This window comes from Streptomyces sp. NPDC032822 (genome assembly GCF_055578825.1).
Genome location: NZ_JBVIOL010000003.1, coordinates 36,522 through 51,945 on the forward strand (window position 1 = coordinate 36,522; position 15,424 = coordinate 51,945).

A 15,424-nucleotide genomic window follows, 5' to 3' on the forward strand; every position below is an offset into this window, starting at 1 on the left:
GGGGGTGCCGACGGCCTCAGATTAGGGGCCGTCCTCCCCGCGTATCGCCCTTGATCAGGTCAAGCCGTGCCGTGCCGCCCGGGCGGCGCCGGGACACGGCGATACGCTCCCGGCACCCCCGTCCCCTGGAGAAAGGCCCGCCCGTGAGCGTGCGCGTGCGCCGCGTCCACGAACCGCCCGAGCCCGCCGACGGCGTCCGGGTCCTGGTCGACCGGCTGTGGCCGCGCGGTCTGTCGAAGGAGGCGGCGCGGATCGACGAGTGGCCCAAGGCGCTGACCCCGTCGACCGGGTTGCGCCGCTGGTACCACGCGGGCGAGGGGACGTACGAGGAGTTCGAGCAACGCTACGAGGCCGAGCTGGCCGCGCCCGAGGCTGCCGAACTCCTCGACCGGGTGCGGGAGTCGGCGGGCCGGGGCACCGTCACCCTGCTGACCGCCTCGAAGTCCCCCGAGGTGAGTCACGCCTCGGTGTTGGCCCGCCTCCTCCAGGGATGAGGAAGCGGGCCGACCGGAAGGGAGACGAGCCGGTCCCCTCAGGCGGTCTGCTGGGCCGCCGCGCGGCCCGCGGCCCGCCCGGAGAAGAGGCAGCCCCCGAGGAAGGTGCCCTCCAGCGCGTTGTAGCCGTGGACGCCGCCGCCGCCGAAGCCGGCCACCTCGCCGGCCGCGTACAGGCCGTCCAGGGGCTTGCCGTCGGTGCCGAGGGCGCGGGAGTCCAGGTCGGTCTGGATGCCGCCCAGGGTCTTGCGGGTGAGGGTGTGCAGCTTGACGCCGATGAGGGGCCCGGCGGCCGGGTCGAGGATGCGGTGCGGGGTGGCGACCCGGCCGAGCCGGTCGCCGATGTAGCGGCGGGCGTTGCGGATGCCCTGTACCTGGGCGTCCTTGCTGTAGGCGTTGGTGATCTGGAGGTCGCGGGCCTCGATCTGGCGCCGGATGCCGGCCGCGTCGAGCAGCGCCTTGTCGGTGAGCCCGTTCATTTTCTCGACGAGCTGCTCCAGGTTGGCGGCGGTCACGAAGTCCGCGCCCTTGCGCAGGAACGCGTCGACCGGGCCGGGCGCCCCCTTGCCGAGCACCCGGGTCTTCAGGAAGCCGGCGCGGTCCTTGGCGGTGATGTCGGGATTCTGCTCGGAGCCCGACAGCGCGAACTCCTTCTCGATGATCTTCTGGGTGAGGACGAACCAGGAGTGGTCGTGCTCGGCGATGTCCTCGGTGGTGCGCAGGTACTCAAGGGTGCCGAGGGTGTCGTAGCCGGGCAGGCACGGGTTGGGCAGGCGGCGGCCGAGGGCGTCGAACCACATCGAGGACGGGCCGGGCAGGATGCGGATGCCGTGGCCGGGCCAGATCGGGTCCCAGTTCTGCAGGCCTTCGGTGTAGTGCCACATGCGGTCGCGGTTGACCAGACGCACCCCGGCGTCGGCGCTGATGTCGAGCATCCGGCCGTCCACGTAGGCGGGTACGCCGGTGACCATCTCGGCGGGCGGGGTGCCGAGCCGCTCGGGCCAGTAGCGGCGGACGATGTCGTGGTTGGCTCCGATGCCGCCGGTGGTGACGACGACGGCCCGGGCGGTGAGCTCGAAGTCGCCCAGCCGGTCGCGGTTGGAGGCGACACCGCGAGGGGAGTCGTCCTCGGCCAGCACGGTGCCCCGCACCCCGCGCGCGGTGCCCTCCTCGACGACCAGTTCGTCGACCTGGTGGCGGTGGTGGAAGGTGAGCAGCCCGTCCCGCGAGGCCTGCTTGGCGTACTCGACGAACGGCTCCACGACCCCGGTGCCGGTGCCCCACGCGATGTGGAAGCGGGGTACGGAGTTGCCGTGCCCGTGGGCCGTCAGGTCGCCGCGCTCGGCCCAGCCGACGGTGGGCAGGAACTTGATGCCGTGTCCCTCCAGCCAGGACCGCTTCTCGCCCGCCGCGAACTCGACGTAGGCGCGCGCCCAGCGCACCGCCCAGGAGTCCTCGTCGTCGATCCGGTCGAACCGCGCGCTGCCCTGCCAGTCGTTCCAGGCCAGGTCGAAGGAGTCCTTGATGCCCAGGCGCCGCTGTTCCGGGGAGTCGACGATGAACAGCCCGCCGAAGGACCAGAAGGCCTGCCCCCCGAGGTTGGCGGCGTTCTCCTGGTCGACCAGCGCGACCCGGCGGCCCCGGCTGGTGAGTTCGTGTGCCGCGACCAGACCCGCGAGTCCGGCTCCGACGACGATGACGTCGGCGTCCATGGCGACCGTCCCTTCCTTCATACGGTGGTGTCACTGCCGTCGGTGAGCAGCGCGGTGAGCAGTTGTTTGAGCCAGACACGGGCCCGCTCGACGTCTCCGTCCAGCAGGAGTTGGGTGGTGACCCCGTCGTAGGCGGCGACCACCGCGTGGGCGGCACCGTCGACGTCGCCGAGCACGGCGGGCAGCCGGGTGTGCCCCTGGGCCAGGGTGAGCCGGTCCGCGATGGCCTGGCGCAGCCGCGCGCGGTGCTCCAGCAGGGTCTGCGCGACCTCCGCCGCACGGGCCGCGTGCACCAGGAAGTCCGTCTTCACCAGCAGCCAGTCCCGGTCGAGGAGCAGCACCTCGGCGACCCGGTCGACGGCGGCGGGTACGTCCAGACCCGGTCCGTCGACGGCCAGTGCCCCGGCCACCTGCTCGGCGATCAGGTCGGCGCGCTGCCGGTACAGCGCGAAGAACAGCTCGTCCAGGCTGTCGAAGTTGGAGTAGAAGGCGCCCCGGCTGTAACCGGCGGCCTCGCAGACCTCCTCGATCGAGACGCGGCCGAAGCCCTTGGCCGCGAAGACCGAGAAGGCGGCGTCCAGGAGATTGGCCCGCGTGCGGACACGGCGCCTGGTGACGCGCCTGGTCGTCTCCTCCACCGCCATGATCCGGCCCTCCGTTCGATACGCGAATGTATCCGATACATCGATGTATCGAAAGGGCCCGAGTCGCGGGAGAACACGGGAGGCACTGAAGGGAACATACTTTCGATTAAGGCGTACGCTGGACGCATGACCACGCACCTCCAGGGCTCCCTCTTCGACCAGACCGACCGGCCGCGGCTCGGCACCCTCGACGGGATCCGCAGGACCGCACTCGGCCCCGGCGCCTGGATCGACGTGCTGCCCGGCTGGCTGAGCGGCTCGGACACCCTGTTCGAACAGCTGGCCGCGGAGGTCCCGTGGCGCGCGGAGCGCCGGAAGATGTACGACCAGGTCGTCGCCGTACCGCGCCTGCTGGCGTTCTACGGCGCCGGCGACACGCTGCCGCACCCGCTGCTCACCGAGGCCCGCGACGCGCTGTCCGCGCACTACGCCGAGGAGTTGGGCGAGCCGTTCACCACGGCGGGGCTGTGCCACTACCGCGACGGCCGGGACAGCGTGGCCTGGCACGGCGACCGGATCGGGCGGGGCGCCCACGAGGACACCATGGTCGCGATCCTCTCCGTGGGCACACCCCGGGACCTGCTGCTGCGTCCGCTGCGTGGCGGCGACCCGGTCCGACGGCCACTGGGCCACGGCGATCTGATCGTGATGGGCGGTTCCTGCCAGCGGACCTGGGAGCACGCGGTACCGAAGACCGCCCGCGCCTCGGGGCCGCGCATCAGCATCCAGTTCCGGCCGCACGACGTGCACTGAGGCCCACGGACGGCGTGCGCCGAGGCGGAGAGGCGGCCGCTCCGGACGTGCGCGGGGGCCGCCTCCGGCGGACGGTGCCGGAGGCGGCCTCGGGATCGCCCTGTTCCTGGCGACCTCGCCGGGGTTCCTCTCCGAGGACGATCCGTTCATCGCCAGGAGCGCGCTCGCCCTGTCCACCCGGGCGCTGTTCGGGGCGGCGGGCTGGTGCCGGGTGGTGGCGATCCCGGGGCTGCCGGACCGGCCCCGGGCCGGCGAGCGCGAACGGCGGCCGGACGGGCCCGCCTCACTCGTGCTGCCGTATCTCGCCGTCGCCGCCCTGGCGTTGTACGTCCCGCACCGGCCCGTGGTCGTCGCGTTCGCCTACGCGGTGGTGGGGTGGCCGGCGCCGATCGCGGTCGAGTACCCGGCGATCGCGGCCGCTTCCCTGGCGGTGATCCTCGTCCTGTACGAGTACGGCGTACGCCGCACCCGGGTCACCCGCTTCCTGTTCGGCATGCGTCCGGACCCGCCCGGTCCGCCTCCCCCCTGATCTGCTTTGCTGGGGTGCGTCGGTCAGGGACCTCATCACCGGGACGATCATGCGGGCAGTTGTGCGGCAAGTAGCCGTCGGCACCTATCTGGTGCACGGCAGCAACACCAACTGGGTGATCCTCAAGGAAGGGGACGCCGTCACCCTGGTCGACACCGGCTACCCCGGCGACCGGGAGCAACTGCTCTCCTCCCTCGCGGAGGTGGGCGGTTCACCGGAGGCGGTCGCGGCCGTGCTGATCACGCACGCCCACAACGACCACCTGGGCTCCACCGAGTACCTGCGCGCCACGTACGGCATGCCCGTGTATCTGCACGAGGCCGAAGTGCCGCACGCCAGGCGGGAGTTCCTGCACCAGGTGGACGTCGGGACGGTCCTGAGGAACGGCTGGCGGCCCGGGGTCCTGCCCTGGGCCCTGCACGCCATCCGCTCCGGCGGCACCGCGCACGTTCCGGTCGCCTCGCCCCAGCCCTTCCCCGCCACGGGCGCCCTGGACCTGCCCGGCCGGCCCGTCCCCGTGCACACGCCCGGCCACACCGACGGGCACGCCGCCTACCACCTCCCGGACGCCGGGGTGGTGATCTCGGGCGACGCCCTGGTGAGCGCCCACCCCACCTCTCGGGCCGAGGGACCACAGCTGCTGCCCGACATGTTCCACCACGAGCGGGCCCGTGCCGTGGCCTCTCTGGACATCCTCGAAGGACTGGCCGGCGACACCCTGCTGCCCGGCCACGGACCCGTGCACCGCGGTCCGGTCCGTGAGGCGGCTCTTCAGGCCAGGGAGCGCGCGCTCTAAGGTGAGGTGACGATCACCGGCGACGCGGTACGCGGCACGCACCTAAGGACACCCGGCCCATGGCACTGCAGATCAGCGCGACCAACCCGGAGCACCCCGCGCTCCTGCTCGAACTGCCGTGGCACCTCCCCCTGGAGGAGTGGCCCGAGTCGTACCTCGTGCCACTGCCGCGCGGCATCTCCCGCCACGTCGTGCGCTACGCCCGCGCCGGCGACGAGGTGATCGCCGTCAAGGAACTCGCCGAACGCCCGGCGCTGCGCGAGTACGAGCTGCTGCGCGACCTCGACCGGCTCGGCATCCCCGCGGTCGACCCGCTGGCCGTGGTCACCGGACGCACCACCGAGGACGACAGCCCCCTGGAGTCGGTTCTCGTCACCCGGCACCTGGGCGGCTCGATGCCGTACCGCTCGATGTTCGAGACGACGATGCGGCCCGCGACCATGTACCGGCTGATGGACGCGCTGGCGGTGCTCCTGGTGCGGCTGCACCTGTCCGGGTTCGCCTGGGGCGACTGCTCGCTGTCCAACACCCTCTTCCGGCGCGACGCGGGCGCGTACGCCGCCTATCTGGTCGACGCGGAGACCGGCGACCTGCACCCGCAGCTCAGCAGCGGGCAGCGCGACTACGACCTGGACCTGGCCCGGGTGAACATCAGCGGCGAACTGCTCGACCTGGAGGCGTCCGGGGCGCTGCACCCCTCCGTGGACCCGATCGAGTTCGGCATGGAGATCTGCGCCCGCTACGGGCGCCTGTGGGAGGAGCTGACCCGCGTCTCCGTCTACCCGGCGGGCAAGTACCACTACATCGAACGCCGGATCCGGCGACTGAACGAACTCGGGTTCGACGTGGCCGAGATGCAGATCCAGCACTCCTCCAACGGGGACACGGTCACCTTCGTGCCGAAGGTCGTCGACGCGGGCCACCACCAGCGCCAGCTGCTGCGGCTGACCGGCCTGGACACCGAGGAGAACCAGGCGCGCCGGCTCCTCAACGACCTGGAGTCCTGGATGGCCACCCAGGACGACTACGCCCCGGGCGACCCCCTCGCCGCCCGCCCCGAGGTCCTCGCCCACCGCTGGGTACGGGACGTCTTCCGCCCCACCGTGCGGTCCGTGCCCCTCGAAACGCGCGGCTCGATGGACCCGGCCGAGATCTACCACGAGCTGCTGGAACACCGCTGGTACCTGTCCGAGCGCGCCCAGCACGACATCGGGCTGGACACGGCGGTGGACGACTACCTCAAGAACATCCTCCCCACGGCACGCGAGACGCTCCGGCCCACCCCCTCCGCCGACTGACCGGCGCGACTCAGGTGTGCGGCACCACGGCCACCGGGCAGCCCGCGTGGTGCAGGACCCCATGGGCCACCGAGCCGATGCGGGCACCGACCGCCGTACGGCGGGCCCGGCGCCCGACGACCACCAGCTGGGCCCCTCCGGCCTCCGACAGCAGCACCTGTCCGCCGCTGCCCATCTCCACGTGCTCGACGACCGGCACCTCGGGGAAGCGGTCCCGCCACGGCTCCAGCGCGTCGGACAGGGCCTTCTTCTCGTACGGTTCGAGACCACCGGCCTCGTCGAGCAGCTTCATCGAACCCGGGCTGTAGGCGAAGACCGGCGGGAGCGTCCAGGCCCGTACCGCGCGCACGGTCGCACCGCGCGTCGCCGCCGTCTCGAACGCGAACCGCAGCACCTCGGCGCTGTCCTGCGCGTCGCCCTGCTGGCCCACGACGATCTCGCGGCCCGCGGCCTCGCCGGCGGGCTCGTCGCCGGCCCGGACCAGGACGACCGGGCGGGTCGCCTCGACGATCACCTGCTGGCCGACCGAGCCGAGGAGGAAGCCCATCAGCCGGCCGTGCCCGCGCGAGCCGAGGACCAGCAGCTCGGCCTCCGCCGCCGCGGCGACCAGCGACTCCACGCCGTCGCCGTCCACCACGTCGGTGGACACCTCCAGCTCGGGATGGTTCTCGGTGACGGTACGGGCGGCCTCGCCGACCGCCTCCCGCGCCCAGCCGGCCTGTACCTCGGCGTCCACCGCCTCGATCACCTCGTGCGGCTCGTGGCGCCAGGCGTGCACCACCCGCAGCGCGAGCTTCCGGCGCACCGCCTCCCGGGCCGCCCAGGCCAGCGCGGCCAGGCTCTCCTCGGTTCCGTCGACCCCTGCCGTGATCGGGCGCGTCATCCTGCCGGCCTCCCTGTTGTCGTGGTCCCGTGACCGGTACCCAGTCTTCACTAGGGTGACGACATGGCTTTGGAATGGGAGCAGGTCGTCGTGGACTCGGCCGACCCGGTGGGGCTCGGCCGCTGGTGGGCCGAGGCCCTTGGGTGGGTGGTCGTGGGAGACCTCCCCGACGAGTTCGAGATCCGGCCGGAGAAGGACCGTCTTCCGGGGCTGCTCTTCGTGCCGGTGCCGGAGGCCAAGACGATCAAGAACCGCCTCCATCTCGACTTCCGGCCCGTCGACCGGGACGCCGAGGTCGCCCGTCTGCTCCGGCTGGGCGCACGGCACGCGGACGTCGGGCAGGGCGAGCAGCCCTGGGTGACGCTCGCCGATCCCGAGGGCAACGAGTTCTGCGTACTGGGGCCACGCCGCGGCTGACCTCGGCGGGCGTCCGTCCGGCCGTCCGCTTCCGGCTCCCGCATACCTGAGCGAAGCGGGACGATCGAACATACGATGGGCGGGAACCGGCCCGGTGGCCTCCCGACCGGCCGCAAGACCGCGGGAGCGCCGTGCCGAGAGTCCGACCTCGGGGTGGGAGACGTATGGCACAGGCCGCGGACGCAGCGCGGACCGTCATCTTGACCGTGGACGACGATCCGGGAGTCTCCCGGGCCGTCGCCCGGGACCTGCGGCGACGCTACGGCGAGTCGTACCGGATCGTGCGCGCGGAGTCCGGCGAGTCGGCGCTGGAGGCGCTGCGCGAGCTGAAGCTGCGCGGCGATCTGGTGGCCGTGATCCTGGCGGACTACCGGATGCCGCAGATGAACGGCATCGAGTTCCTCGAACAGGCCCTGGACGTCTACCCGGGGGCCCGGCGGGTGCTGCTGACCGCGTACGCGGACACCGGCGCGGCGATCGACGCGATCAACGTCGTCGACCTCGACCACTACCTCCTCAAGCCCTGGGACCCGCCCGAGGAGAAGCTGTACCCCGTCCTGGACGACCTCCTGGAGGCGTGGCGGTGCAGCGACCACCGGCCGGTGCCCGCCACCAAGGTGGTCGGACACCGCTGGTCGGCTCGCTCCTCGGACGTCCGTGAGTTCCTGGCCCGCAACCAGGTGCCCTACCGCTGGTACTCGGCGGACGAGCCCGAGGGACGGCGCCTGCTGGCGGCGGCCGGGCAGGACGGGCTGCGGCTGCCCCTGGTGATCACCCCGGACGGCACGCCCCTGGTCGAACCGGAGGCCCCGGAGCTGGCCGCACGGGTGGGCCTGGCCACCACGCCCGCGGCGGACTTCTACGACCTCGTCGTCATCGGCGGTGGCCCGGCCGGACTCGGCGCGGCCGTGTACGGGGCGTCGGAGGGGCTGCGGACGGTTCTGGTGGAACGGTCGGCGACCGGCGGCCAGGCCGGGCAGAGCTCCCGCATCGAGAACTACCTCGGCTTCCCGGACGGTGTGTCGGGGGGCCAGCTCACCGACCGGGCGCGCCGCCAGGCGACGAAGTTCGGCGCCGAGATCCTCTCCGCGCGCGAGGTGACGGGACTGGAGATCAACGGTCCCGCGCGGGTCGTGCGGTTCGCGGACGGTTCCACGGTCGCCGCGCACAGCGTGATCCTGGCGACCGGGGTGTCGTACCGGCAGCTGGAGGCGCCCGGCACCGCCGACCTCACGGGCTGCGGGGTCTTCTACGGCTCCGCGCTCACCGAGGCGGCGTCCTGTCAGGGCCACGACGTGTACATCGTGGGCGGCGCCAACTCCGCGGGGCAGGCCGCGATGTACCTGGCCCGGGGCGCCAAGTCGGTGACGCTGCTGGTGCGCGGGGCGTCGCTGACGGCGTCGATGTCGCACTACCTGATCCAGCAGATCGAGGAGTCGGCCAACATCTCGGTGCGCTGCGGCACCGTCGTGGAGTCCGCGCACGGCACCGAGCACCTGGAGCAGCTCACCCTGCGCGACATCGCGAGCGGGGCGACCGAACTCGTCGACGCGCAGTGGATGTTCGTGTTCATCGGCGCGGCCCCGCTCACCGGCTGGCTGGACGGCACGGTGCTGCGCGACGAGCACGGATTCATCCTGGCCGGGCCCGACCTCACCGCGGACGGGCGACCGCCCGCGGACTGGGAGCTGGACCGGCCGCCGTACCACCTGGAGACCAACATTCCCGGCGTGTTCGTCGCGGGCGACGCCCGTGCCGAGTCGGCGAAGCGGGTCGCGTCCGCCGTCGGAGAGGGAGCCATGGCAGTGATGCTCGTCCACCGGTATCTGGAGCAGTCGTGAGCGGCCTGCCCATGCCGTGCAGCCCGCAGGAGATCGGGGCGCTGTTCCTGTTCGAGAAGCTGTCCGCCGAGCAGCTCGGGCGGCTGTGCAGCGAGGGGCGGGTGGAGCGGTTCGAGCCCGGTCCGGTCTACGCCGAGGGCGAGGCCGCCACCTGCTTCTACGTGATGATCGAGGGCACCGTCGTGCTCTCCCGCCGGGTCGGCGACGACGACGTGGAGGTCAGCCGGACCTCCCAGCCCGGGGTGTACTCGGGCTCGATGCAGGCGTTCCTGGGCGACCGGGTGCGCCAGGTGTACAACAACTCGATGCGGGTGACCGAGCGGACGCGGTTCTTCGTGCTGCCCGCGGACACCTTCGCGAGCTTCATGCAGGAGTGGTTCCCGATGGCGGTCCATCTGCTGGAGGGAGTGTTCTTCGGTTCGAAGAACACCCAGCAGGTGATCGGGCAGCGCGAACGGCTGCTGGCGCTCGGCTCGTTGTCCGCCGGGCTGACGCACGAGCTGAACAACCCGGCGGCGGCGGCCGTCCGGGCCACGGCGTCGCTGCGGGAACGCGTGGGCAAGATGCGGCACAAACTCGCCATCATCGCCCAGGGCTCCTACTCCCCCGAGGTCATGGCGAACCTCATCGACCTCCAGGAACGCACCGCCGAACGCGTCGCCAAGGCCCCCGCGTTGAGCCCGCTGGAGGCCTCCGACCGGGAGGACACCCTCACCGACTGGCTCGACGACCACGGCATCGCGGACGGCTGGCGGATCGCGCCCACCTTCGTCCAGGCCGGTCTGGACACGGACTGGCTGGACCAGGTCGTGGCCGCCGTGGACGAGGAGATCTTGCCGAACGCGATCGGCTGGCTCAACTACACCGTCGAGACCGAGCTGTTGATGGACGAGATCAACGACTCCACCGCCCGCATCTCGCACCTGGTCGACGCCGCCAAGCAGTACTCCCAGCTCGACCGCGCCCCCTACCAGGTCGCCGACGTGCACGAACTCCTCGACAGCACCCTGCTGATGCTGTCGGGCAAGATCGGCCCGCAGATCAGGGTCGTCAAGGAGTACGACCGTGCGCTCCCGCGGATTCCGGCCTACCCGGCGGAGCTCAACCAGGTGTGGACCAACCTGATCGACAACGCGGTGCACGCCATCAACGGCTCGGGCGGGCAAGGTACGTTGACCGTCCGCACGGCGCTCGACCACGACCGGCTGCTGGTGGAGTTCCGCGACACCGGGCCGGGGGTGCCGCAGGAGATCCGCGGCCGTATCTTCGACCCGTTCTTCACCACCAAGCCGGTGGGCGAGGGCACCGGTCTCGGCCTCGACATCTCCTGGCGGATCGTCGTCAACAAACACCACGGCACGCTCCAGGTCGAGTCCGAGCCGGGCGACACCCGCTTCCAGGTCCTCCTCCCGCTCACGGCGGCGGAGCCCGAGGCCGAGGCCCAGACCTAGGCCGAGCCCCGGCCAGCACCCCAGTCCGTGTCCGACACAAGCACCCGAGGAGCCGGCATGACCAGTGACCACGCCATCGACGGAGTCGACCCCGCCGTCCCACCGAGCGGCAGCGGTTGCGTCGACTGCGACGCGGCCGGCGGCTGGTGGTTCCACCTGCGGCGCTGCGCGCGGTGCGGACACGTCGGCTGCTGCGACTCCTCCCCCGCCAAACACGCCACCTCCCACTTCCGGGACAGCGGCCACCCGCTGGTGCAGAGCTTCGAACCCGGCGAGGAGTGGTACTGGAACTACGCGAGCGACGAGATGTACGAGGCCGGACCCGAACTCGCCCCGCCGACGAGCCATCCGAAGGAACAGCCGACGCCGGGGCCGGCCGGGCGGGTGCCGGAGAACTGGGCGCAGACACTGCGCTGATCCGCTTCCCCAGGGGCGTTGTCGGTGCCACGTGCCAGGATGGACGGGTGCCGCAGATCTCGTTCACCACACCGCTCATCGGCCGGGAGGAAGAGCTCTCCCGCCTCTCCGGGCTGCTGGAGCGGGCCCGGGGCGGTGAGTCCGGGGCGGCGCTGATCGCGGGGGACGCCGGGGTCGGCAAGACGCGGATGCTGGACGAGGTGGCCGGGCAGGCCGCCGCCGCGGGGATGACGGTGCTCACCGGGCACTGCGTGGACCTCGGTGACGTCGGCCTGCCGTATCTGCCGTTCACCGAGGTCCTCGGGGCCCTCGCCGCCGACGAGCGGTTCGCGCGGCCCCTCGCGGCCCATCCCGTGCTCGACCGGCTGCTGGGCGGCGGCAGCGACGCCGCGCGGGACCCGGGCGGACGGCTGCACCTGTTCGAGGGCATCGCCGGACTGCTGGCCGACCTGGCGGACATCGCTCCCCTGCTGCTCGTCCTGGAGGATCTGCACTGGGCGGACCAGTCCTCCCGCGACCTGATCAGATTCCTGCTCAGCCGGGGCATCCTGCAGCGGGCCGCGGGCGGTGCGCCCACCCACCGGCTCGCGGTGCTCGCCTCCTACCGCGCGGACGACCTGCACCGCCGCCACCCCCTGCGCCCCCTGCTGGCCGAACTGGTCCGGCTGCCCTCCGTGGAGCGGCTGGAACTGCGACCCCTGGGCGACGCCGAGGTGGCCCGGCTGGTGCGGGCCGTCGAGGACCGCCCGCTGCCGGACGCCACGGTCCGGCGGATCGTCGAGCGGGCCGAGGGCAACGCCTTCTACGCGGAGGAACTGGTCGCCGCCACGGAGACCGATGTCGGCGGGGTGCCCAGCGGCCTCGCGGACGTCCTCCTCATCCGCTTCGAGCAACTCTCCGACACCGCCCAGCAGGTGCTGCGCACGGCCGCGGTCGCCGGTCGCCGGGTCGAGCACGACCTGCTGCGGGAGGCCGTGGGGCTGCCCGAGGACACACTGGAGGCGGCGCTGCGCGAGGCCGTGGGCCGGCAACTGCTGACGCCCGGAGCCGGCGACACGTACGCCTTCCGGCACGCCCTGGCGCGCGAGGCGGTCTACGCGGACCTGCTCCCGGGCGAACGGTCCAGGCTGCACGGCGCGTTCGCCCGACTGCTCGCCGGCCGGGGCCACCGGGCCGAGAGCGCGGCGGAGCGGGCCCATCACTACCGGGAGAGCCACGACCTGCCCGAGGCGCTCGCCGCCTCCCTGGAGGCCGCGGACCACGCCCAGCGGGTCGGCGCGCCCGCCGAGGAACTGCGCCACCTCGAAGCGGCCCTCGACCTGTGGCCGGCCGTGGACGGCACCGCCCGGCCCACCGGCGAGGGCGTCGACCGGGTGACGCTCACCCTGCGGGCGTCGGCGGCGGCCGCGCACGCCGGTGAGTCGCACCGGGCCGTCTCCCTCACCCGGGCCGCGCTCGCGGGCATCGACCAGGACGCGGACTCCGAACTGGCCGCCCGGGTGCGGTACACGCTCGCCGGGAACCTGCTGGGCGTCGACAGCCTGACGGCCGCCTTCGCCTACAGCAGCGAGGCGCTCGCCCTGATCCCGGCCGAACCGCCGTCACCGACCTGGGTGTGGGCCGCGGCCACCCATGTGATGACAGCACGCCAAGTGGGCGAGACCCAGACCGCGTTGCGCGTCGCCCGCCAAGCCCTGGCCGTCGCCGAGCGGTTGGACCTGACGGACGCCCGGGCCGATCTGCTGGTCTCCCTGGCCAGCCTCGAAGGCGGCAACCGGCGTACGCCGCAAGGGCGGGAGCGGCTCCGGGAGGCCCGGGACCTCGCGCGGGCCGCGGGCAACGCGTCCGTGGAACTGCGGGCCCTGTTCAACCTCGCCGTCGGCTGCTTCGAGTCCGGCGATCTCGACGCGTGTCTGCCGTGGCTGACCGAGGGCCTGGACCGGGCCCGGCGCGCCGGGCTGCTGTCCTCGCCGTATCCCCTGGAACTGCGCTATCTGCAACTGCTGGTGCTGTACACGCTGGGCCGCTGGGACGAGTGCGTCGCGGCGGCGAGCGCCGACGCCGAGGTGCTGCCGGCGGTCGGTGGGTACACGGTCGCGCCCGCCCTGTACGTGGCGTTGGCGCGCGGCGACCTCAAGGCCGCCGATCGGGCCGGCGCCCTGCTGGAGGGGCCGTTCGACTGGATGGCCACGCTCGTCGCGGGCATCGTGCTGACCGACGCGGCGGCGCAGCGCGGTGAGCCGGAGGCGGCCGTGGAGCGGATGCGGGCGACCGTCTCGGCCCTCACCGACGACGCGGGCACCCTTCCGGACGTGGCGGTCCGGCTGGCCGCCCTGGCGCTCTCCGCGGTGGCCGACCGGGCCGCCGCGCTGCGTCGCAGCGGCGACGAGGCCGGGGCCGGCGGCTGGGCGGACACGGCGACCGAACTGCGCGACCTGGCCCGGATCACGGCCGTGCGCGGTGACGACGGCACGCCCCAGGGCCCGGAGGGGCAGGCCTGGCTGGCCCGCGCGGAGGCGGAGTGGGCGCGGGCCGTGACCGGGCCGGACCCGGAGGCCTGGGCGAAGGCGGTCGAGGCGTTCGACTTCGGTGACGTGTACGAGCGTGCGCGCTGCCAACTGCGTCTGGCCGAGGCCCTGTTGGCGGCGGAGCGGCGCGCGGAGGCGGCCGGACCGGCGCGTGCCGCCCGGGAGACGGCCGTCCGCTTCGCTGCGGCACCGCTCCTCGCGCAGCTCGACTCGCTGATCCGCCGCGGCCGGCTGTCGGACACCCCGGCCGGCGCGGACCGTGCCGCGATCCTCACCGCCCGCGAACAGGACGTGCTGCGGCTCCTCGCCCTCGGCCGCAGCAACCGGCAGATCGGCGAGGAGCTGTTCATCAGCGGCAAGACGGCGAGCGTCCATGTCTCCAACATCCTCGCCAAGCTGGGCGCGGCGAGCCGTACGGAGGCGGTGGCCGTCGCCTACCGCCAGGGCCTGATCAAGGCACCCCACGGCTCGGGGAGCTACGGCGGCGGCGCGCTGTCCGGCGGGTAGGCGCAGTCGAGACTCGCCAGGTCGACGGCGTCGGCCATGGCCTGCATTCCCTTGTCGTTGGGGTGGATGTGGTCGCCGCCGTCGAAGACCGGCAGCATGCGCTCGGGGTCGTAGGGGCTGCGCAGGAGGCGGTCGAAGTCGGTGACGGCGTCGAACTCGCCGCTGGTGCGGATGAAGTCGTTGACTTCCCGGCGTACGGTCTCGGCGTCCTGATCCCACTCGGACCAGCCCTTGAAGGGGGCGACGGTGGCCCCGGTGACGCACTTGCCGGCCGCGTGGGCGCGGTCGATGATCTCGCGGTAGCCCTCGATCAGATCGTCCGCGGTGACCCCGGTGTGGGCCTTGATGTCGTTGACGCCCTCGAAGAGGAACACGGTGCGTACGCCGGGCTGGGTCAGGACGTCCCGGTCCAGCCGGTTCAGGGCGCTCTGCCCGGCGCCGTCGGCGAGGACCTTGTTCCCGGAGATGCCCTCGTTGGCGACGCCCTTGACGGCGGTGTCGGCCTGTCGGAGGCGGCGCGCGAGGTAGTCGGGCCAGCGGCGGTTCCGGTCACCGGTGGACTGCCAGCCGTCCGTGATCGAGTCGCCGAGGGTGACGACGGCTCCGGTGTCCGGGCTCGCCCGGACGGAGACCGCGTCCAGGTAGATCCAGGAGCCGATGGTCTCGGCCCAGTGCGCGGCGCCCTCCTCCGCGGTGTGGTCGCCCCAGGTGGCGTAGGACGTCTGCATCGCCATCCAGTGGCCGGTCGCCGGGCCCGCCGCGTCGGGGGTGTGGATGCTGACCACCAGATCGCTCGCGGCGGGCAGCCTGCCGGGAAGCGGGTCGCTCAGTGCGGTCTCCCCGGCGGGGACGGTGACGGAGCGGGCCCCACCGAAGGTCAGCCGCCGATTGCTGCCGCGGACCAGCGCGGCGCCTTCCTTCCGGAGGCCGGCGTACACGCTGTCGAAGGTGACCGGCCGGTCACCGAAGGCATTGGAGAGCCGGATCCGCGGATCACTCCCGCCGACGCTGGTTCGTACGACGAGCCGGTAGCCCCGGTCGGCGGCGGCGTCCCCGAACCGGTCGGCGCTAGCTCCCCAGGTGACCACGCCGGCGGGGATGTCGAACGCCCCGGCGGGCGTGGACGTGGTCTGGCAGGCGGTGGCCAGCAGCAG

The 15,424-nt window shown here is 72.9% G+C and carries 14 protein-coding genes; 10 read left to right on the forward strand and 4 right to left on the reverse strand.

Annotated elements, in window-relative coordinates; translation table 11 throughout:
* The first annotated feature begins 143 nt into the window (after positions 1 to 143).
* Positions 144 to 494 (forward strand): DUF488 domain-containing protein, encoded by a 351-nt coding sequence (locus ACZ5VD_RS09285; protein WP_468681735.1) that lies wholly within the window; start codon positions 144 to 146, stop codon positions 492 to 494.
* A 38-nt stretch (positions 495 to 532) separates the two neighbouring features.
* Here ACZ5VD_RS09285 and ACZ5VD_RS09290 read toward each other — a convergent pair whose 3' ends face one another.
* Together ACZ5VD_RS09290 and ACZ5VD_RS09295 are read right to left on the reverse strand one after the other, a co-directional pair.
* A complete protein-coding gene (locus tag ACZ5VD_RS09290; protein ID WP_468553655.1) occupies positions 533 to 2,206 on the reverse strand; it encodes an FAD-binding dehydrogenase in 1,674 nt (557 codons plus the stop codon).
* 17 nt (positions 2,207 to 2,223) lie between these two features.
* Positions 2,224 to 2,850 carry a TetR/AcrR family transcriptional regulator gene (locus ACZ5VD_RS09295; RefSeq protein ID WP_468553619.1) on the reverse strand — a complete coding sequence of 209 codons (627 nt, stop codon included), beginning with the start codon at positions 2,848 to 2,850 and terminating at the stop codon, positions 2,224 to 2,226.
* A gap of 126 nt (positions 2,851 to 2,976) precedes the next feature.
* Between ACZ5VD_RS09295 and ACZ5VD_RS09300 the strand changes: the two genes are divergently transcribed.
* The 4 genes from ACZ5VD_RS09300 to ACZ5VD_RS09315 all read left to right on the forward strand — a co-directional run bounded on the left by ACZ5VD_RS09300 (position 2,977) and on the right by ACZ5VD_RS09315 (position 6,226).
* Entirely contained in the window at positions 2,977 to 3,603 is a 627-nt protein-coding gene (locus ACZ5VD_RS09300; RefSeq protein ID WP_468553618.1) for an alpha-ketoglutarate-dependent dioxygenase AlkB, read from the forward strand.
* 214 nt (positions 3,604 to 3,817) lie between these two features.
* Positions 3,818 to 4,132, forward strand: coding sequence for a hypothetical protein (locus ACZ5VD_RS09305; RefSeq protein WP_468681737.1), 315 nt, complete (start codon positions 3,818 to 3,820; stop codon positions 4,130 to 4,132).
* 49 nt (positions 4,133 to 4,181) lie between these two features.
* A complete protein-coding gene (locus ACZ5VD_RS09310) occupies positions 4,182 to 4,928 on the forward strand; it encodes an MBL fold metallo-hydrolase (RefSeq protein WP_468681739.1) in 747 nt (248 codons plus the stop codon).
* Between the two features lie 59 nt (positions 4,929 to 4,987).
* A complete protein-coding gene (locus tag ACZ5VD_RS09315) occupies positions 4,988 to 6,226 on the forward strand; it encodes a DUF4032 domain-containing protein (protein ID WP_468553615.1) in 1,239 nt (412 codons plus the stop codon).
* A 10-nt stretch (positions 6,227 to 6,236) separates the two neighbouring features.
* On the opposite strand, the gene ACZ5VD_RS09320 is transcribed toward ACZ5VD_RS09315, so the two are convergent.
* Entirely contained in the window at positions 6,237 to 7,109 is an 873-nt protein-coding gene (locus ACZ5VD_RS09320; RefSeq protein WP_468553614.1) for a universal stress protein, read from the reverse strand.
* A 63-nt stretch (positions 7,110 to 7,172) separates the two neighbouring features.
* Between ACZ5VD_RS09320 and ACZ5VD_RS09325 the strand changes: the two genes are divergently transcribed.
* The 5 genes from ACZ5VD_RS09325 (at position 7,173) to ACZ5VD_RS09345 (ending at position 14,270) form a co-directional block, all read left to right on the forward strand.
* Positions 7,173 to 7,526 carry a VOC family protein gene (locus ACZ5VD_RS09325; protein WP_468553613.1) on the forward strand — a complete coding sequence of 118 codons (354 nt, stop codon included), beginning with the start codon at positions 7,173 to 7,175 and terminating at the stop codon, positions 7,524 to 7,526.
* 164 nt (positions 7,527 to 7,690) lie between these two features.
* Positions 7,691 to 9,367: an NAD(P)/FAD-dependent oxidoreductase gene (locus tag ACZ5VD_RS09330; protein WP_468553612.1), complete on the forward strand. Its 1,677-nt coding sequence runs from the start codon at positions 7,691 to 7,693 to the stop codon at positions 9,365 to 9,367.
* Positions 9,364 to 10,818, forward strand: a complete 1,455-nt coding sequence (locus tag ACZ5VD_RS09335; protein WP_468553611.1) for an ATP-binding protein — start codon at positions 9,364 to 9,366, stop codon at positions 10,816 to 10,818. The genes ACZ5VD_RS09330 and ACZ5VD_RS09335 overlap by 4 nt, the downstream gene beginning before the upstream one ends.
* Before the next feature lie 57 nt (positions 10,819 to 10,875).
* A complete protein-coding gene (locus ACZ5VD_RS09340) occupies positions 10,876 to 11,235 on the forward strand; it encodes a UBP-type zinc finger domain-containing protein (RefSeq protein WP_468681740.1) in 360 nt (119 codons plus the stop codon).
* A 47-nt stretch (positions 11,236 to 11,282) separates the two neighbouring features.
* Positions 11,283 to 14,270 (forward strand): ATP-binding protein, encoded by a 2,988-nt coding sequence (locus ACZ5VD_RS09345; protein WP_468681742.1) that lies wholly within the window; start codon positions 11,283 to 11,285, stop codon positions 14,268 to 14,270.
* On the opposite strand, the gene ACZ5VD_RS09350 is transcribed toward ACZ5VD_RS09345, so the two are convergent.
* On the reverse strand, positions 14,240 to 15,421 hold the full coding sequence (locus ACZ5VD_RS09350; RefSeq protein WP_468682191.1) for an SGNH/GDSL hydrolase family protein: 1,182 nt from the start codon (positions 15,419 to 15,421) through the stop codon (positions 14,240 to 14,242). The two genes, ACZ5VD_RS09345 and ACZ5VD_RS09350, sit on opposite strands and share 31 nt — an antisense overlap.
* Positions 15,422 to 15,424: the final 3 nt, after the last annotated feature.